3 protein-coding genes are annotated in these 22,750 nt (G+C 44.7%); 1 reads left to right on the top strand and 2 read right to left on the bottom strand.

The window, feature by feature from the left end; translation table 11 throughout:
• Positions 1-2 precede the first annotated feature (2 nt).
• Complete coding sequence (locus tag CLV51_RS20715) at positions 3-911, bottom strand: aminoglycoside phosphotransferase family protein (protein ID WP_211302069.1); 909 nt, start codon at positions 909-911, stop codon at positions 3-5.
• A gap of 173 nt (positions 912-1,084) precedes the next feature.
• Positions 1,085-3,286, bottom strand: coding sequence for an SGNH/GDSL hydrolase family protein (locus CLV51_RS20720; RefSeq protein WP_106529987.1), 2,202 nt, complete (start codon positions 3,284-3,286; stop codon positions 1,085-1,087).
• Between the two features lie 941 nt (positions 3,287-4,227).
• On the opposite strand from CLV51_RS20720, the gene CLV51_RS20725 reads away from it, so the two are divergent.
• Entirely contained in the window at positions 4,228-22,701 is an 18,474-nt protein-coding gene (locus CLV51_RS20725) for a non-ribosomal peptide synthase/polyketide synthase (protein WP_158267083.1), read from the top strand.
• Positions 22,702-22,750: the final 49 nt, after the last annotated feature.

Consider the following 22,750-nt stretch of genomic DNA (forward strand, 5'->3'; position numbering starts at 1 on the left):
GTTCACTCATCCTCAGCAATACGATGAAATATTTTTTCTCCCATCGCGGCATGTCTTGGGTTATTTATTAATCCGGTGTCCAGTAGTAGCGCAGCAAAAAGTATAGCCCATCCTTTGGCGCGTTGCCAGGTTGCCTCAGAAACATTTATATAGGCTGATATCGCGGCTCTTCGGGCATCCTGGTTCGGAAAGATCATCCAGATAGCAGCCAGGTCTGTTGCAATATCGCCGGCCGTTATATCTCCCCAGTCGATGATGCCTGTAATCTGCCCGTTTTCAACAAGCACATTTTGCGCATGAAGATCACCATGAATCCATTTTTTCTGAACATCCAGCGGAGCGCTTAAACCTATACTCCATGTATCCTCTATCTTTTTAGTGATTAGATCAGTCTTAACTTTTAGCCGTTGTATACGCTCTTCTACAACAAGTGCCCGTTGATGAAGCGGTACGCTGCGTGCAGGATTTAATGGCGCATCGGAGGGTGGATGCTTATGCAATGCTTTGAGGAATGCCGCAAAAATTTTTGCCTGGTCAGCATCAGGCGCTTCTTCGTCTGCAGGTACACCTGGTAGCCAGGGTAATATACTCCATCGCCAGGGGTAAGCACTGTTAGGCTTTCCAATCCTGTAAGGAGCAGGTATAGCTAAAGGCAACCCTTCCATCAGTAATGGAAGCCAGGTTTGTTCATGCTCAATCAGCATCGTTGCTGCCTTCCGACGAGGTAATCTCACCAGCATTTGTTCTCCCAAACGGAAAATTACATTATCCCAACCCGCTTGTTCAAAATGAAGCGGCAAGTGTATTAAATCCGGATGCTGTTCTTTCAGCAAAGCATAAACCAGTGCTTCATTTATCCTGATTTCGGCGTCAGGGGTTCCTGATGAATTTATTTTTTTTCCGGGCTGCATATAGAACGGACAAGCTTATTTTTAGTTAGCAAATGTAGTTGATGATTTATAATATATCCGCCTTTTATCCGGATAATACCAGTGAGCAATAAAAAGGCTGACCTAAAAGCATTGTTTCTTTTTTGGTCAGCCCGGCATTTAATACGTTGCGCAGATCAACGTTCCTCTGTGATCTATTCTTTTATTAGTTTAAGCGGCTGCTTTCCTTCATCTACTATTAAAATATACAACCCGTTGGCCCAGGCACCTACTGCAATGCTGCTGCCCATTTGGAATTGGCGGTTGAAGTAAACCAACCGACCGGACATGTCATATACTTTTACGAGGTGATGGCCGGTGGCTAAGCCGGATATCCGGCAGCTTTCCTGTGCGGGGTTGGGTACTATCAACAGGGCGATGGGCTTTAGCGTGCCGGAATGAAAGGAAGCATTATAGCTGCCTCGTTGCAGTCCCCGGAGAGGTAAGAGGGACATTACACCTTTCAGGCTTCCACTATAAAAATGCCGGTTATCATGCGTTACCATGTTTAACCGGTAATATACATTTGTAGTGAGTGTAGCCGTGTCCGTAAAATTATAGGACCGTATGGTATTGGAATTGCCTGCTGCTCCTATGGTGCCGGTATTATTCCAACTCAGGGAATCTGTACTGCGCTCTATGATAAACTGGTAAGTATTGGCTTCTGCGCTGGTAGACCAATTGAATACGAATTTCCCCTGTTGTAAGGTAAGCGCAAAGGTAGCCAGGCGGAATGGCCGGGAGTACATCGTATCGGGCGTTCCTTTTATGGCGGCACTAAAGAAATGCCGGTTGTCCAGGGTCACCATCTCCAGGCGGTAGTATTGCGCGTTTGTGCGTATGGTGGTATCAGGATAATTGTAGGAACGTTGCCCCGGATAACTACCTGCCGCCGTAATGCTGCCTATATTATTCCAGTTGAGGGAATCACTGCTTCGCGCTATGATGAACAATGAACTATTGGCTTCGTTGCTGGTAGCCCAGTTCAGGTGCAGCTGATCATGATACTGGTTGACGGAAAATGTCGTGAGGTTAAAAGGATTGCTGACGGGAACTGTATCCGGGCCTGGTGACAGGCTTTTGATTCCCTGACTATAGAAATGCCTGTTGTCGTGAGTAGACATATTCAGCCGGTACCAGGCTGCAGTAATTCGTGTAGCCGTATCCGTGAAACTATAAGATCGTATGGTCACGGAATTACCTGCTGCATTAACATTTCCGATACTATTCCAGGTAAGAGAATCGGTACTGCGCTCTATTGTAAACATGTTGGTATTTTTTTCTGCCCGGGTAGTCCAGCTCAGGAGGTACTTGTTTTGCTGCAAGGCCACAGTGAAGACATCCAGCCGGAAGGGGTTTGTATACATGGTATCCGGCAGCCCTTTTATAACAGTACTGAAAAAATGACGGCTGTCTGTGGTTACCATGTTTAACCGGTAATACTGGGCACTCAGATATATACTAGTATCTATAAAACTGTAGAAGCGGGAACCGGTATAGTTACCGGCTGCCGTCAACGTACCAACTGTATTCCAGCTCAGGGAATCAGCACTGTGCTCTATGATAATCCGGGAAGTATTTTTTTCATTATTGGTATACCAGATTAAATAAAGCTTGTTCTGTACCTGGTTTACAGCAAAAGAAGTAAGATGGAAGGGATTAACACTGCTGCCGGCATTACAAAGTACATCCCGTATATTGCTGCTCACCACCCTGGTATACAGTAACTGGTGCCCCGCATCATTCAAATGTATACCATCACCATAGCTATAAATATGCCTGATAGAATCATTGGGTTCTGTGAGGTCAGTCCAGAAGTCTATAGCCTTATTGCCGAAATAGGAGATTGTCCAGTCACGCATCGTCTTTAAAGCGGCTATCTGCCCGGCGTTATAAGCGTTTCGGGGCTGGGTGGTAGTAACCCATACTTGCACGCCCTGCGCTGTTGCTGCACTGATCATTCGTTTATAATTATCCTGCTGCTCCGTTAACGTATAGTCCCGGCCTACGTCATTGGTGGGCAGATTAATGATAATCGCGTCCGGGTGCAGCAACAAAGCCCTGGTGATGTTATGATTTGTATCAGGCAAGGGTCTGGATGGCGGCGGCACAAATCCGGTGGGGCACAGATCGTAAGTAGTATATCCACCTACCGCCAGGTTATCTACCTGGTAATTGATGTTAATGCCTTTCAGATATTGCGTATACAGGGCCACCCAGCCATGGTTGGGCGTGGCCCCCATTCCGGCTGCAGTAGACGAACCTATTACTACAATATGATAAGGTGTGTTACAAACCTGGGCATTGACATAATAATTGCTACATAACAGACATAGGAGTAAAATAATTTTCCTCATTGGGATTAAATTAAAAGGGTTAAATGATAAGGTATCGGGCTACGGTAGGGGGTATACTGTTAATCAGGAACTACAATACAAAATGGCATATTTGTCACCAAAAAGATAATACATTCAGTTGGTAAAATCTACAATTAAAAATAGTTATCACCAAAAAATCGGGAAATGATTAACAGGGTATTTAATGCCTTCATTTATTTAGTGGTAGCGCGCAGCATTATGTACTATTAGTACAGCCTTCGGACAAAAGAACAAAGCTATAAGTAGTTTGAAATACCCATCCGAATTTTTTTGTTCAATTCCGTTTTTTATTTACCTTCATGCCGCAATTTTAGTTGCAGACTAAATATTGCTAATGCCAATTTTAAACCCTTTATAGTTGATTTAATAAAAAGATTAACGGAACCTGTTTAAAGAAGCCATGGGCTTGTGAGAAACTCCATTTTACTTCTTTTTTTTCGTTTAAGAGATGCATGCACTGTCTGAAAAGAGATTGATGAATAATAGCGCTGATGGCTACTAGTCATGTTAGCCACTATAGGTGGAAATTGTCATTATATAGTCGTGCGTAATGTTACTTTATAACACCAGAACATAGCAGGAAAGCAGCTATTAATTTTTCTTTTTTATGTTTAAGCGTGAACATTTGTTAACAAACGCTTAAATAGTTGTTCAATTAAAATAACCTTTAGAGATGAAATTACTATCCTCGTACATGCCAGGTACGCCTTAATTTTTCCAGTCACTAAATTTCATGGATGCCCGGAGCATAAATCAAACGGTTGATTGATATGCTACCTACGCCTGAATGTTCATAGTACCGGATTTGCCATTAACCTATTTTCCACAGCTGTACATAGCTGAATGGGAGAGTTATTGTTTGTTATATACAGATGACATTACTATCCAGGACCCTTTTTAAATCTTTTAACGCTCAGTTTATGCCACTTCAAGTTTCGCCGCTACATCCTGCACAACGGGATATCTTCATGGACCAATTGATCAATATAGGAAGCGCATCTTATAATATTGGTTGTTATACAAAATTAACCGGGCTCCTCGACAAAGAAAAGTTCATTGCGGCAGTTCGCACACTACCGGAAGTATTTGATGTATATAAAATGAGGTTTGACCTCGATGACCCGCAACCCCAGGCCTGGTTTGATGAAGAATATAAGGTACTTGAACTCACGTTGCTTGATTTTAGCCATGAGAAAAAAGAAACCATAGAAGAATGGATGAAAACCTGTCTGGAAACCCCATTCATTATTAAGAAAAATCAATTACTATTTGCGCATTATCTGATTAAAATAACAGAAAATGAGCATTGGTATTTTTATAAATTTCATCATCTGATCAACGACGGATATGGTATTGCTGCCGGTACCCAATACGTTGCCCGCAAATACCATTCACTGTTACACAACCCGGCAACAGCGTTGAAGTATATTTCATACAGGGAAGCCGCTGAAAACGCACTGGCATATTATCATTCTCCGGCTTATACAAAGGAGGCTGCATATTGGCAAAACAGCATAGATAAAAAGCCGCCGCAATTATTGGAAAGAAAATACCACACCACAACGTCATCCGGTAATAAGTCGCAAGCACTGAATATTGATTTCTCTAAAGAAGAAATTACGCTGCTGGAGGAATTACAGCAACAAACCAATGCAGGATTGCAGCAATTAACGCTTGCTGCATTAATGATATATTTTTCCAGGATTACAGATCAATCTGAATTTGTTTTTGGTACACCCGTGCATAGAAGAAAAAACCGCGAAATGGCAACTGTTTCCGGTATGTTTTCAGGCATCATGCCATTCAAAGGAGCTTGCCGGCCGGGAACTACGGTACTGGAGCTGATCAAAAGTATTGCTTCCACCAGGCGACAGGATTACCGCTATCAAAACTATCAGACGGCAGATTTGAACAGGTTCCTTAAGCTAAATGCGACGGAACATCAGCTCACAGAGATTATTGTGAATCATGCCACCCTTAATTTTGAGCTGGATTTTGGAGAAGCATTACAGGGAATTACCTATGATGTATCAAATGAAAATACAAGATATCCGCTGGAATTATTCTGGAGAGACTACGGTAGTCAACAGCCATTGCAGCTGAAAATAGATTTTCAGTTATCATATTTTACCTCCACCGATATCCGGTTATTGTTACAAAGGATGATGTTTATCCTGCAGCAATTTAAAACCAGGTTGCACGATAAGGTAGAAGATATCAGTATCCTGCCGGATGGAGAACTTCTTTTGCTGGAAGGTTTTAATCACAAGGAGGCGCAACCTGTTTCCTATAAAACTATCGTGGAATTTCTGGAAACACAGGCTGCCCTTACACCGGACGCTACTGCATTGGTTTTTGAGGAACAGTCATTCACCTATAAAGAACTGGACAAACGCGCTAATCAACTAGGGCACTACCTCAGGAGCAAAGGCGTCAGGGAAGAAATGATGGTATCCGTTTGCATGGAACGCTCTGCTGAAATGATCATAGGGATATTAGGCGTATTAAAGGCTGGCGGGGTCTATGTTCCGGTTGATCCTTCCTATCCTGCAGGCAGGATTGATTTTATGCTGGAAGATACCGGTACTTCCATTATTATAACGAATACACACTTCAGTTGGCTGGCAGATAATAATGACTCACGGCAGATCATTGATATCAATAAAGACTGGCCTGAAATTGCGCAATTTCCAGCCACGAGCGTGGAAACGCAGCTGGGACCGGATAATCTGGCCTATGTAATTTATACTTCTGGTTCTACCGGTAATCCCAAAGGCGTTACCATCACGCATAAGGGACTGGTAGCTTCTACTTTGTCCAGATCTGCGTACTATAATGCAACAGGAGCGGCCTTACTGATACCTTCTTTTTCTTTTGATTCATCCGTAGCCGTTATATTCGGCACTTTGTGCACAAACGGGAAACTAATCCTGTGTAAGGATGATGCACTGAAAGATGCAGCCGTTGTAAAAACACTGTTAAAAGATACAGATACAATTTTATGTGTGCCTTCTTATTACCGTTTTTTACTGGAAGAAGGATTGGTGCAACAAGCTGGCCTGACAAATGTAATACTCGCCGGGGAGCCACTGGAAACGGTACTGGCGGATCGCCATTTCCGTGAAACGGAACAGGTATCTCTCTATAACGAATACGGACCTACGGAAGGTACTGTTTGGTCAACAGTAGCAAAGGTTTTACCCGGGGATAGTTTAATCACGATAGGCAAACCGGTAAACAATCTGAATATTTATATCCTTGATGCCAACAACCGCTTATTGCCGGTAGGTATCAGCGGAGAGCTGCACATTGGCGGGCCACAAGTGGCACGTGGTTACTTAAATCGTCAGGAGCTGACGGCAGAAAAATTTATTCCGGATCCATTCAGTAAAACACCCGGCAGCCGGTTATATAAAACAGGTGATATTGGCAGATGGCTGCCAGATGGCAATATTGAATACCAGGGCCGGGTAGATGACCAGGTAAAGATCCGTGGTTATCGTATAGAGTTAGGAGAGGTGGCACATGTATTACAAACCTGCGAAGGCGTAAAACAAGCGGTGGTAGTGGCATGGGCTGATGAAAGAAGGAATAAGCGCCTGGTGGGTTATATAACAGGAACCGGTTCCTTTGACAAAGCAGCGGCGTTTGCTGTACTGAAAGAAAAATTACCTGAATATATGGTACCATCTGTACTGATGGTATTGGAACAATTCCCCTTATCAACAAATGGTAAGATAGATAAGAAGGTATTGCCGGCACCTGCAGCCGATGATCTGCAGCTGAACAGCTATGTGGCGCCCCGTAATGAGCAGGAAAGGCTGCTGACAGGCATCTGGCAGGAATTGCTGGGAATAGAACGGATAGGGATATACGATAATTTCTTTGAGCTGGGTGGAGATTCCATTATCTCCATGCAGGTGGTAAGCAGGGCCAAACGCCTGGGGCTTGAGCTGAAGGCCAGGGATTTATTTGTACATCAGACCATCCACAACCTTTCTTCCCTGTTATCATTAGAAAATAATAATACCACATCTGCAGAACAGGATGTGCTGGCTGGTAGCAGCGGGCTGTTACCCATCCAGCAATGGTATTTTGAAGCAGGTGCAACTACGCCGCCTGTATTTATGCAACATGTTTTATTGGAAACAGATAAAACGCTGACTGCTATTGATCTGGAATCGGCGATAAAAAAACTGGTACAGTATCATGATGCGCTCCGGTTTGTATACCAGCAAGGAATAGAAGGCTGGGATCAAACTTATGGCTCCTTCGGAGGAACACTGGACGTAGTTGATTTCCGGGAAATAGCTGCCGGTGAACTGCCCGGTAGTATCAGCAGCTGCATGAATAATTGTGAGGCTGATTTAGATATCACAAAAGGAATACTGATAAAAACAGTATTGCTGTTAATGCCGGAGAGTGAACCTTGCAACCGCCTGTTGGTGATGGTACATCACCTGGCGGTAGATGGCGTATCCTGGCGTATCCTGCTGGAAGACCTGGAATTATTATTGAAAAATAATGCACAAACCGCAGAAGCAGTACTTGGGCATAAGGGAAGCTCTTATCGTCAATGGTATAATACACTGGCAGATTATGCGCAAAGTGATCGTTTAGCCGGTCAGGTTAGTTACTGGGAACAACAAACTGCAGCTAACATGCCATTGCTGACGGATAGGGTATACGATGGCAAAGTGAGGGTAGCAGACACCGGTATACAGGTGCTGCGCCTGGATGCTTTACAAACACGTCGTTTATTACAGGAAGTCCCCCGGGCTTATCATACGGAAATCAATGATATCCTGTTATGTGCCCTGGCACTCACTATGTCAGAATGGAATGGCACTGCCGGCATCCTGGTTGGTATGGAAGGACATGGCCGGGAAGAGATAGCAGCAGGTATCGCCATTAATCGCACTGTAGGATGGTTTACAAGCCAGTATCCTGTTTGGCTGGAGATTAGTAGCAAGGAAGATATTGGTGTTAGTTTAAAGGAGATAAAAGAGCAATTGCGGCAAGTGCCGGAAAAAGGGATTGGATACGGTGTGTTAAAATACATCCGTAAAACAACCTCCTTACAGCAGGTAACGCCATGGGAAATAGCATTCAACTACCTCGGACAGGGAGATAACATGACCAGCCGGGATGGAGCAGTAAAATTATCACTGGCTTCATTGGGAGCCGGAGGTGCAGCAGAGCGGGTAGTACCGGAAAAATTAACGGTTGACAGTATGATCCGCCAGGGTGAGTTGATCATCCAATGGGGATTCAGCCAAAAACATTACGAAGCAGCTACGGTAGCTCAACTGGCCAATACTTACCTGTCACACCTGGAATCCCTGATAGCGCATTGTGTGGCACAGGATCCGTCCCTGCCGGTTCATACACCATCAGATTACGGACTGGGTGGGGTAATGAGTAATGCGGAGCTGGATACATTCCTCGATGCAACATATCAGGGTGTACCCAGACGTAATCAGCTAACCGGTTTGTATCGTTTAACCGGTTTGCAGGAAGGTATGTTGTTCCATGGATTGTATGATGAAACCGGAGGCGCTTACATTGAGCAGTTCAGTTGTGAGTTACCAGATTTACAGGTGGAAGCATTTTTGCAAAGCTGGAAACGATTATTAGCACAGCACAGTATTTTCAGGAGTGCTTTTTATGCGAATGTATTCAGCATACCGGTACAGTGCGTATACCGCGAGGTAACGTTACCGGTAACTATCCTGGATTATCGCGGAATGACCATACATGCACAGCAGGAAGCTATCAATGAATATCTGGCAGCAGACCGCCGCAAAGGATTTGATTTTGAAACGGCTCCGCTGATGCGTATCTGTTTGATACAGCTGGAGGAAAACCGCTACAGGATGCAATGGAGCTACCATCACATGTTAATGGATGGTTGGTCGCTGCCCGTTTTGCTGGGCGAATTATTACATACCTATGAATCTTTAGTGACAGGTAAGGCTTTACCGGCTGTGAAGGAAGACCGCTTCGGGGATTACATCCGCTACCAGGAACGGCGTGATAAAGTGCAGGAAGAACAATACTGGCGTACGTACATGCAAGGTGTAAATGAAGGTATCCTCTTGCCCTTTGTGAGCACTACCACCGGACGAACCAAAGAAACCGGTATTTATAAAGAAGAATTACTGTGCCTTGATACAGAAACGAAGGCGCAAATAGAACGTTACACACAACAGCATCATATTACACTTAATACGCTGATGCAGGGCGTGTGGGCGTACCTGTTATACCGTTACACCGGTAAGCAGGATGTGGTGTATGGAGTAACGGTAGCCGGCCGGCCCGATGAGTTGTCCGGTATAGAGCAACGGGTAGGTTTGTATATTAATACGCTGCCGCTGCATGCAATAGTGACAGAAGAAAAATTGGTGGCCAACTGGCTGAAGGAACTGCAAACGGCGCAGTTACAGAGCCGCGAACACCAATACGCTTCCCTGAACGAAATACAGCGCTGGATAGCTATAAAAGGAGATCTGTTTGACAGCTTACTGGTCTTTGAAAATTACCCTGTCAATAAAGCCCTGACAGCACAACCCTGGCGCCTGCAGATAGAAAAATTGCAGGTGGCAGAACAAACCAACTATCCGCTAAGCATCAGGATCATGACGGAAGGTGCGATCAGCATTGGTTTTGGTTATAATGCCGCTATCCTGGAAAAAATATATGTGCAGAAAATAACCCGTCATTTTGAACAGGTGTTATTACAGATGACTGCAGCTGCAACAAATTGCTTAAAGGATATTCAACTGCTCACAGCAGAAGAACGCGGGCAGTTACTGACCAGCTTTAACGATACCGGGGTAAGTTATCCTGCAGAAAAAACGATCAAAGATCTGTTTGAAGAACAGGCAGCGCTTACACCACATGCTACCGCTGTTGTATTTGAAACAGCCGTATTAACGTACCAGGAGCTGGATGAGCGTTCCAATCAACTAGCACATTATCTGCGCAGTAAAGAGTTGAAAGCAGGAGCATTGGTACCCCTTTGCATGGAACGGTCATTAGACCTGATGGTAAGTATACTGGGCATATTGAAAGCAGGTGGTGCTTATGTGCCTGTTGATCCGCAGTATCCCGCAGAACGTATCAGTCATATTTTGTCAGATTGTAACAGTACCCTGATCATTACAACAGCTGCCTATCGGGAACGACTGAACGAAGTAAAAGGAAATATGGAGCTGTGCTGTATAGATGAGATGACCGGCATTTTATCCGGACAGCAAACAGACAGTATCCCCGGTTCCACTGCGACGCATCACATGGCGTATGTAATGTATACTTCCGGCTCTACCGGCAAACCCAAAGGGGTGGCGGTAACGCATCAGAATGTTGTCAGCCTCGTAAAAGGAGCCAATTATATTACGCTTACCGCAGAAGATGTAATATTATCTGCCGGCTCTCTTTCATTTGATGCTACCACATTTGAATATTGGGGTACATTGTTGAACGGCGCCACACTGGTATTAAGTGCTGAAAAGAGTTTGCTGGATATTCAATTGTTGAAGAAAGAATTGTACAGCAGACAGGTAACTAAAATGTTTTTCACCACCAGCTGGTTCAATCAGCTGGTAGATACCGATATCACCGTTTTTGAGAAATTGTCGGCTATATTAACCGGAGGAGAAAAACTCTCAGAAAAACATGCGGGCAAATTCAGACATACTTATCCACATATCGATTTCAGTAATATTTACGGGCCTACAGAAAATACTACTTTTTCATTAAGCTACCGGATCAATAGCCAAACGATTGCCCGTCATACCCCGATAGGACGTCCGTTAAACAACAGGAGTGCCTTTATACTGGATGCTGCGCAAAGGCTGGTACCAGTTGGTGTAGCGGGAGAATTATATGTAGGTGGCGATGGGGTAGCCCTTGGTTATCTGCATCTTCCTGAACTCACTGCAGAGCGTTTTATCCCACATCCGTTTGTTATACAGCCAGGTAAAAAAGTATACAGAACAGGCGATCTGGCACGCTGGCTGCCGGATGGCAATATAGAATACCTGGGCCGGATAGATGAACAGGTAAAGATCCGCGGCTTCCGTATTGAGCCGGGTGAAACAACACGTGTGCTGGAGCAATGTGAAGCCGTAAAACAAGCGGTGGTAGTGGCCTGGTCTAATAAACAGGATAACAAATACCTGGTGGGATATGTAGTACCCCATGATACTTTTGACAGAGAAAGTATACTTACCTACCTGAAAAACAGGTTGCCGGATTATATGGTGCCATCGCTGCTGATACCGATGGAGCAATTGCCTTTAACACCAAATGGTAAAGTCGATAAAAAAGCGCTGCCCGTTCCGGATACGGCTTTGTTATCATCTGCTGCTTATGTAGCTCCCCGTAATGCAACAGAACAAACACTGGCGAATATCTGGCAGGAGTTGCTGGGTATACCACGTATAGGCGTTCAGGATAGCTTCTTTGAACTGGGTGGACATTCCCTGCTGGCAATGCGTTTGCAGTCGGCCTTACGTAAGCACCTGGCGGTGGAAGTGCCTGTGAAGGCTATTTTCCAGCATCAAACCATTGCGGGGCTGGCGATATATATTCATGAACAGGCAGGAGGAGCATTATCTGCTATTAAAAAGTACGATCGTTCAGGAAATACGCCATTGTCATTCGGACAGGAACGTTTATGGTTTATCGACCGGTTGGCCGGGAGTGTCCAGTACCATATTTCAATGGCATTCAGATTAAAGGGCCACCTCAATAAAGAGGCCCTGGCATACGCTTTACAAAGTATCGTTAACCGGCATGAAATACTGCGTACTGTTATTGTGCTTGACAATGATAGGACGCATCAGCAGTTACTGAACAAAGATGAATGGCGATTAAATATTTTGGAAAATAGCAGCTGGCAAACAGATACTATAGCATTACATGCTACTATGCAAAGGCTGATTGATGCACCATTTAATTTGTCGGCAGACCATATGTTACGGGCGCATTTGCTGATGCTGGGCGCAGCGGAGCATATACTGGTGATGACGATGCACCATATTGCTTCCGATGGCTGGTCCATCAGCATTTTTGCAAAGGAACTGGTGGAATTATATAACACTTATGAAACAGGCGGTGTCCCACAATTACCTGTATTGGATATACAGTATGCAGACTATGCCATCTGGCAGCATGCTTATATGTCGGGTACTACCATGGAAGCACAGCTGGCCTATTGGAAAGAGAAATTGCATCAGGTAACCACTTTGCAGTTACCGCTGGATGAGGCACGACCAGCTGTATTCAGCACACATGGCGCTATTATCCGGTTCCGGTTAGACGGGGAGTTGCAGCAGCAGCTGCAGGCATTGTCACGGCAGGAGGGAACTACCCTGTTTATGACGTTGCTGGCAGCTTTCAAAGTATTGTTATACCGTTACAGCGGACAGGAAGATATCTGTGTGGGCAGCCCGGTGTCCGGCCGTACCCAACAGGAAATGGAAGGATTGATCGGCTGCTTTGTGAATTCGCTCGCTTTACGCAGCGACCTGCGTAATAATCCTTCATTTATATCATTACTGCAACAGGTAAAAGAAACTACATTAAGCGCCTATGAACACCAGGAAATTCCTTTTGAGAAAATAGTGGAGGCAGTGGTGAAAGAGCGCGATATGAGCAGCAGCCCGTTATTCCAGGTGATGTTTGTATTGCAGAATATGCCCAGTATCCCGTCTCTTCGTTTGGGGGGATTACAATTACAGGAAGAAGTAATTGAATACACTACCGCGCAGGTAGACCTGAATTTTACTTTTGAAGAAACCGCTGACGGCCTGGTAGGAGGAGTGGAATATTGTACAGACCTTTTCCATGCAGATACGATCCGGCGTATGATTGCTCATTTTGAGCAATTGTTACGTTCCATTGTAATGTCGCCTGTTACGCAGATAGGTCTTTTGCCAATGTTGAGTGTAAGAGAAGAACAGCGATTACTGACCACCTTTAATAACACGCTTCCTTTCTATCAGTCAGGCAGCAATATAGTGGCGTTATTGGAGGAACAGGCCGCACTTACACCGGATGCAACAGCATTGGTGTCCGGAGAGGTAACGATGACCTATAAAACGCTGGATGAACGTTCCAATCAGCTGGCTCATTACCTGCGCACTAAAGGGGTGCAGGCAGAAATGCGTGTGCCTCTATGTATAAATCGTTCCATAGAGATGATCGTTGGTATATGGGGGATATTGAAAGCAGGCGCCGCTTATGTTCCTGTTGATCCTAATTATCCAATGGAACGTATCAGTTATATGCTGTCGGAGAGCAACAGCACGTTGATTATTACAGAAAATGCGCAGCTGGAAAACCTGCAACAGGCAAACACCACTATGGAGCTGCTTTGCCTGGATAATATCACGGCGCTGTTATCGGCACAGGATACAGACCGTGTAAATACAATCATTGATCCCGGCAACCTGGCCTATGTGATCTATACCTCCGGTTCTACCGGTAACCCCAAAGGCGTTACTATCACACATCAGGGACTGGTAGCATCTACTTTGTCCAGACGTGCTTATTATAATGCAACAGGGGCTGCCTTATTAATACCTTCTTTTTCTTTTGATTCATCCGTAGCCGTTATATTCGGCACTTTGTGCACAGGTGGAAAACTGATCCTGTGTAAGGATGACGTACTGAAAGATGCCACTGCTGTAAAACCACTGTTAAAAGATACAGATACGATTTTATGTGTGCCTTCTTATTACCGTTTTTTACTGGAGGAAGGATTGGTACAACAAGCGGGCCTGACTAATGTAATACTGGCCGGGGAGCCACTGGAAGCCGCATTGGCGGATCGCCATTTCCGTGAAACGGAACAGGTATCTCTCTATAACGAATACGGACCTACGGAGGGCACCGTTTGGTCAACAGTAGCAGCTGTATTACCCGGAGATAGCTTAATTACGATAGGTAAACCGGTGGATAATGTGAATGTTTATATCCTTGATGCCAATAACCAGTTGTTGCCGGTAGGTATCAGCGGGGAGCTGCACATTGGTGGCCCACAGGTGGCACGCGGTTACTTAAATCGTCAGGAGCTGACAGCAGAAAAATTTATCCCTGATTTCTTCAGTAAAACACCCGGCAGCCGGTTATATAAAACGGGTGATATTGGCAGATGGCTGCCAGATGGTAATATTGAATACCTGGGTCGTATAGATGACCAGGTAAAGATCCGCGGTTATCGTATAGAATTAGGAGAGGTGGCGCATGTATTACAAACCTGCGAAGGCGTAAAACAGGCGATTGTAATAGCATGGTCTGACGAAAGAGGTAATAAACGATTGGTAGGTTATGTAACAGGAACTGATTCCTTTGAGAAAGCAGCAGCATTTGCTGCACTGAAAGAAAAACTACCTGAATATATGGTGCCATCGCTGTTGGTAGTATTGGAGCAATTCCCTTTAACAACAAATGGTAAGATAGATAAGAAGGCATTACCGGCACCTGCAGCCGATGATCTGCAGCTGAACAGCTATGTGGCCCCTCGTAATGAGCAGGAACGTATCCTGACAGCTATCTGGCAGGAATTGCTGGGAGTAGAACGGATAGGGATATACGATAATTTCTTTGAGCTGGGCGGACATTCACTGCTCGTCACAAGAGTGATATCTGCCATACGCCGGGAACTGGAAGTGGAAATACCGATCAGGGAATTATTCACCCATCCTGTTATTGCTGATCTTTCTGTACATATTCAAAGTTTGCAGAAGGGAATTGTATTACCTGCTGTTACCGCCATGCAACGCAACGGTAAGCTGCCTTTGTCTTCTTCCCAGGAACGGCTTTGGTTCATTGATAGAATGGAAGGCAGTGTCCCATATCATATACCGGCTGTATTACGGCTACAGGGAAATCTCAACAGAACAGCCCTGGAGTTTGCACTTAAAACAATTATAGACAGACACGAAGTATTGCGCACTGTTTTTAAGGAAGAGGAGGGAGAAGTCAGCCAGGAGATTATATCCGCAGCACACTGGCATTTACAGGAGGTGCAGCATAATAGTTTTTCTGATGAGAAAGAAGCACTGGAACAGATAGCGCAATTGATTAATACACCGTTTGATTTGTCGGAAGATTTTATGTTACGTGCACATTTGCTGCCGTTAACTACCGGTGAACATTTATTGGTAATTAATCAACATCATATTGCATCAGACGGATGGTCTGCCTCTATCCTGGTAAAAGAACTGGTGGAGTTATACCAATCCTTTCACCAGCAAAGACCACATGTGTTGTCACCACTCCAGGTACAATACGCAGACTATACATTATGGCAACGCCTTTATCTACAGGGGGATTTACTGGATAAACAACTGGCCTACTGGAAAGAAAAGCTGGATGATACAGCTGTATTACAATTGCCCACCGATTATCCAAGACCGGCAGTACAGAGCACACGTGGTCATACTATTTATTATGAGATAGATCCATCCCTGGCAAAAGCACTGGAATTGTTTTCCCGTCAACAGGGTGCTACCTTGTTTATGACGATGTTGTCTGTATTTAAAGTGTTGTTGTATCGTTACAGCGGTCAGGAAGATATATGTGTGGGTAGTCCCATCGCTAATCGTATGCAACAGGCTATTGAGCCATTAATAGGTTTTTTTGTCAACACTATAGCGCTGCGGAGTGACCTTAGCGGTGAGCCGGACTTTAAAACTTTACTGGCGCGGGTGAAGACAACATTGCTGGAAGCCTACATGCATCAGGACACACCTTTTGAAAAAGTAGTGGAAGCAGTGGGGAGTGAACGGGATATGAGCCGCACGCCATTATTCCAGGTAATGTTCATCCTGCAGAATGTACCGGAAATACCAGCACTGGATCTGGACGAATTGCAGATAACCATTCAACCGGTACCCAACATCACTGCCAAGTTTGATCTTACGGTAGATGTAATGACAACGGATACCGGTCTTCGCCTGCGTGTGGAATATTGCAGCGACTTATATGACGCTGCTACCATTGCCCGGATGATGGATCATTACCTGGTATTACTGCATGGGGTAGTAGCACATCCTGATCAGCAGATCAGCACATTACCGATGCTCACCGCAGCAGAAGAACAACAGCTATTAGTGGAATTTAACAATACAGATCGCACGTATCCACTGGATAAATCAGTGATTGACCTGTTCGAAGAACAGGCCGCTGACTCCCCGGATGCCCCGGCTGTACTGTTTGAAGGGCAACAGTATACTTACCGGCAACTGAATGAAAAAGCCAATCAGCTGGCACATTACCTGCGCAATAAAGGGGTAATGGAAAATGTGCTGGTGCCTGTTTGCATGACACGATCACTGGAGATGATCACTGCTATTTTAGGCATATTAAAAGCAGGAGGCACCTATGTACCTGTTGATCCTGCCTACCCGGAAGCACGTATCCGCTATATACTCTCAGATACGCAGTTCATGGTAACGCTTACGGATACACGTAACCGCTCTCTGCTCTCGGATATAGAAGAAGAACGCATCCTGGTGTTGACAGCAGACACGGAAAATATCCTGTCTTCAATGCCATCTTCAAACATTACAAGAGCCGTTTGCCCGGATAAACTTACTTACCTGATCTATACCTCCGGATCTACAGGAAACCCCAAAGGAGTAGAAATGCCGGACAGTGCATTGTTTAATCTGTTATGCTGGCAGCAGGAACAGGTAAGTAATAACTACCCCAGAAGAGTGTTGCAGTTTGCCAGCATCAATTTTGATGTAAGCTTCCAGGAGATATTTTTTGCACTTTGTTACGGAGGTAGTTTGCATCTGATAGAAGAACAGCGCAGAAAGGATATGTCGGTGTTGATGGAACAGATCAATACAGATGGTATTACCTGTTTGTTCATGCCATATGTAGTATTAAAAAACCTGGTAGAATATGCACAGGAAAGTGGTATATATCCCCGGATGTTGCAGGAAGTATTTACGGCGGGTGAGCAATTAAAGCTCAGCGCTGATCTGGAAACATTCCTTGCGCATGCAGGAGCAAGGCTGCATAATCAATACGGCCCTACGGAAGCGCATGTGGTGAGCGCTTATATGGTACAGCCTTCGGATTATATACATCGTGTATTACCGCCTATCGGAAAGCCCATCAGCAATACGAAGTTGTATATTCTGGGTGCCGGCAATAGTTTATGTCCTGTTGGCGTGCCGGGAGAGTTGTATATAGGAGGTGTGCAGGTAGCACACGGGTATCTGCATCTGCCGGAACTGACCGCAGAACGTTTTATGGCAGATCCTTTTGATGTACACGGGAATGGCCGCATGTATAAAACGGGAGATGTTTGTTGCTGGTTGCCGGATGGAAATATATCTTACCTCGGCCGCAAAGACGACCAGGTAAAGATCAGGGGCAACAGGGTGGAGATTGGTGAAGTGGAAAGTGTGCTGGCACAATGTGAACAGGTGAGCCAGTGTGTAGTACTTGCAAAGGCTGATCAGTATGGTAATAAACGCCTCGTGGCATACATTGTACCGGAAGACCGCTTTAATAAAGAAGATATCCGGCTTTTCCTGCAATCCAGGTTACCGGATTACATGATCCCTTCTTTATTTGTGGAGCTGCAGGAACTACCGTTGACCAATAACGGTAAAGTCAACAAAAAAGCGCTGCCTGATCCTGATGTCTCTTTGTTAGGATTTGTAACGTATACGGCTGCACGTAATTTGACAGAACAGCAACTGGTATCAATATGGGAATCATTGCTGCAGATAGAACGGGTAGGCATATACGACAACTTCTTCGAGTTGGGCGGACATTCTTTACTGGCCATGCGTTTGCAATCAGCTTTACGGAAAAAGCTGGAAGTGGAAGTGTCTATAAAATCAATATTTGCACATCCTACCATCGCACGTTTGGCAGCATTTATCCAACGCAATGGCAACGGATGGGTGCTCCCCACTATTACTTTACAAACACGCCCTTCATTTATTCCACTTTCCTATAGCCAGGAACGCCTGTGGTTTATTGATCAGATGGAAGGCAGTACGCAGTACCATATGCCACTGGTATTGCGGTTAAAGGGATCACTGGACAGAGCAGCACTGGAATGTGCGCTGCAACAGGTTATTAACCGTCATGAAGTATTGCGGACGGTAATTGTGCAGGAAGATGGTCATTCCTTCCAGCGGATACAGGAAAAAGACCGGTGGAGCTTACAGATCATCAATAACCCGGTATATAAGAAAGATGCTGCTGCTTGTCGCTCATTGATACATAAATTGATCGATACGCCTTTCGACTTAGGGAAAGATCATATGCTGCGGGCACACTTAATCGCATCCGGAGAAGAGGAGTATGTGCTGGTATTAACCATGCACCATATTGCCTCCGATGGCTGGTCAATCAGTATTCTTTTCAGGGAATTGATAGCGATGTATGATAGTTACACCGCAGGAAATGTTGTAAAATTACCTGTTCCCGAAATACAGTATGCAGATTATGCCATCTGGCAAAGGCAGTATATGTCGGATGAATTATTAGCCACACAGTTAGGTTACTGGAAAGATAAACTGACAGGCGTAGCCGCATTACAATTGCCTACTGACTATCAGCGCCCCGCTATTAAAGGTAAGAATGGGTCGGTAGTCTGTCTGGATCTTGACAGGGAGTTGACGGATCAGCTGCAAACACTGTCGCAGCAGGAAGGCACTACTTTGTTTATGACATTACTGGCTGCTTTAAATGTATTGTTATATCGTTATAGCGGTCAGGAAGATATTTGTGTGGGAAGTCCTATTTCCGGTCGTACCAGGCAGGAAGTAGAAGGATTGGTGGGCTTCTTTATTAATACCCTGGCATTGCGCAATAATTTGGGCGATAACCCTGCATTCCTTTCTTTACTGCAACAGGTAAAACAAACTACCCTGAGCGCTTACGAATACCAGGAAGTACCATTTGAAAAAATAGTGGATGCCGTTGTAACAGAGCGGGATATGAGCCGCAGTCCATTGTTCCAGATCATGCTCGTTTTACAGAACACACCTGACGTTCCTGTCCTTCAATTGGGTGAAGTACAATTATCAGAAGTGTCGCTGGATCATGTAACCGCTGTATTTGATCTGAATTTTTGTTTGAAGGAAACGGCAGACGGATTATCACTCATTATACAATACAGCACAGATCTTTTTTCTGCAGATACGGTTACACGTATGGGCCGCCACTTTGAACAACTATTGCGTTCTATTGTGAAAATGCCGGCAACACATATTTGTGCACTACCTATGTTGAGCGCTGCAGAAGAGCATCAGTTGCTGGTTGTATTTAATGATAACACCGTTCCTTATCCGGAAGATAAGTCGCTCATTAATTTATTTGCATCACAGGTATCAGCGTCGCCGGATGCTATGGCGGTGATGTTTGAGGACAATACGTTAACATACCGGGAACTGCATGAGCGCTCAAACCAGTTGGCACATTACCTCCGCAGCCTGGGTGTTACCAAAGGGGCCCTGGTGCCGCTGTGCATAGAGCGTTCCCTGGAAATGATTGTAGCCATGTTGGCTATCATGAAGGCAGGAGGTGCCTACGTACCTGTTGATCAGGAATATCCGCTGGACCGGATCAGCTATATCCTGGAAGATACAGGGGCCGGTATAATGATAGGCAGCAGTGCTGTTAAACAAAGGCTGGCGCCGATAGCAGGATCAATAAAGATGATATTGGCCGATGGGGACCATGAGCTGATCACCGGTTATCCGGGAACAGATATGACAACAGCGCCCGAAGCAAATGATCTGGCATACGTGATATATACGTCCGGCTCTACCGGCAAGCCTAAAGGAGTCCTGATAGAACACCGTGGAGTGGTAAACCTGATGGTAAGTCAGCGGGAAATGTTGCAGCTACGTTCCGACAGCAGGATACTGCAGTTTGCATCGTTTGGTTTTGATGCTTCCTGCCTGGAGATCTTCCAGTCGCTGACGGTTGGTGCTTTGCTGGTATTGCCCAGAAAAGAAGATCTGCTGTCATCAGCAGGTTTTGCCACCCTGATCAATAAACGGAAAATAGACACCCTTTTATTGTCACCTTCTTATCTGCATAGTGTCAGGGATATGCTGGGTAGTAGTGTGAAAACAATTGTATCCGGCGGGGAGGCCTTAAACAGGGAAGACTGGAAGTATCTCCATGCTAAGGGTATCCGGGTGATCAATGCTTATGGACCTACAGAAAATACTATTTGCACTACCATTACAGCAGCTCCGGTTACATCAGATAATATCGTTGTGATAGGTAAGCCGGTAGCTAATATGCAGGTGTATATCCAGGATGTGCATGGTGGTTTATGCCCGATTGGTGTAGCGGGAGAGATTTGTGTAAGTGGTACCGGCCTGGCACGCGGTTATCTGAATCGTCCGGAGTTGACAATGGAGAAATTTACACAGAATCCTTTCAGTTCCGAACCGGAATCAAGGATGTATAAAACAGGTGATCTGGGCCGGTGGCTGTCCGATGGTAATATAGAATACCTGGGTCGTATAGATGACCAGGTAAAAGTGCGTGGCTACCGGATTGAACTGGGAGAGATTGAAAATGTTTTGCATGAGTGCAGCCTGGTAAGAGAGGCGGTAGTAATGGTGAAAGGTGGTCAGCATGATAATAAACTGCTGGTAGGATATGTAGTGCCGCAGGATACTTTTGACAAGGAAGGCATTATCGCTTACCTGAAAACGAAGCTCCCGGACTTCATGATTCCTTCTTTACTGGTGGAGCTGAAAGGGTTACCGACGACCGCCAACGGAAAGGTGGATAAGAAAGCGTTGCCAGCGCTGGAAAGTATTCAACTGGCTAATAAAGAGCATGATGGCAGCCCAAGGAACGACATGGAAGAACAGTTACTGCTCATCTGGAGAGAGGTTTTAAATTTCCAACAGTTAAGCATATACGATAATTTCTTTGCGGCAGGAGGGAACTCTATTACAGCCATCAGGCTGATTGCTAAAATGAAAGTGAACTTCCAGGTGTCGATAAATAATTTGTTCCAGCATCCGACAGTGGCGGGTATTTCAAAACATGTTATTTATGAGCAAAATCATTTCAAAAATAAGCTGGCCGCATTAATAACAAAATTTGATATCAATCATGAAGAGCAGATAGTATCAGGGGAGAAAGCCGCCCGGATGCAGGAAGAAATGGCCATCCAAAAGCAACAGTACATTAATAATATCAAACAGTTGCCGGATATAGACCCAACGGAGACGATCAGGTATGATAAGATATTGTTATTGGGCGCTACAGGTTATTTAGGTATTCATCTGCTGCATGATCTGCTCCTCAGGCAGGACGCCGATATATGCGTATTGATAAGGGCAGATACAGATGAAGATGCCTTTATACGATTAGCAGAAAAATATATGTTCTATTTTGGCGTACCGTTGTTAAAAGATAAGTACCGGCTGCAGGTAATAAAGGGAGATATCACGAAACATCACTTTGGTTTGTCCGGCAGCTTATTTCATGCCGTGATGAATGAAACCGACTGTATTCTAAATACAGCTGCTAACGTAAAACACTATGGTAGTTATCATGAATTTGAGCTGGTAAATACCAGATCGGTACAGGTGATACTGGATCATTGCAGGGAGGGTAAAGTAAAAGTGATCCATCATATATCCACCACCAGTGTGGCGGGTATGTCTCCTGAAGGTAGCCATGATTACCTGTATACGGAAGCAGATCTTTTCAAGAATCAGGAGGTCCCTAATTTTTATACTAAAAGTAAACTGGAAGCAGAGAAACTATTGGATAAGGCCAGAGAAAGTGGTATACAGATAAATATTTACCGGGTAGGTCATCTTTCTTTCCACTCATCAACAGGTAGATTCCAGGAGAATATCGACAACAACGCTTTCTATAATCAGATAAAAGGATTTATTTCTTTCAGAGCGGTACCACAGGAAATTGCAGAACTGGAGTTGTCTAATATAGATGAAGTATCTGATGCGATCCTTCAGATTTTTGATAAAAAACAATTGCTGAACAGGAATTTTCATATTCGTAATCCTCATACCTTAACAGCAGCTATGTTTGTGGAATACCTTAATAGCTATGGTTTTGAAGCAGCCCTGATGAGCACGAAAGCTTATATAGAAAAAATGCTGAGTGAATATGAATCTAAGAAGGATATGATTGACCGGTTATTCCTGCAGGCAGACTTGTTCAGTGAAGAGAAGGAAGATGCAGGTGTGGTATATCAGTTGTGTTCAGAAGAAACCAATGCGATTTTGAAAAAATTGCAATTCAAATGGGGACGGATAAATGAAGAGAAAGTTCACCTTATGCTGAGTTATGCGGAGCAGGTGGGATTTTTTGAATCCAGTAAGAAGAAAGGCATTTTGATAGAGTAGAAAAAGATGGCAAAGGGAAGGCGCCTTCCCTTTGCCATTGCCATATCGG

The sequence above is a fragment of the Chitinophaga niastensis genome, from assembly GCF_003014755.1.
GTDB lineage: Bacteria > Bacteroidota > Bacteroidia > Chitinophagales > Chitinophagaceae > Chitinophaga > Chitinophaga niastensis.

What these genes read in the sequence shown, in the direction of transcription:
- CLV51_RS20725 (WP_158267083.1), top strand. Translation starts at nt 4,228, where the DNA reads ATGCCACTTCAAGTTTCGCCGCTACATCCTGCACAACGGGATATCTTC.
- CLV51_RS20715 (WP_211302069.1), bottom strand. Translation starts at nt 911, where the DNA reads ATGCAGCCCGGAAAAAAAATAAATTCATCAGGAACCCCTGACGCCGAA.
- CLV51_RS20720 (WP_106529987.1), bottom strand. Translation starts at nt 3,286, where the DNA reads ATGAGGAAAATTATTTTACTCCTATGTCTGTTATGTAGCAATTATTAT.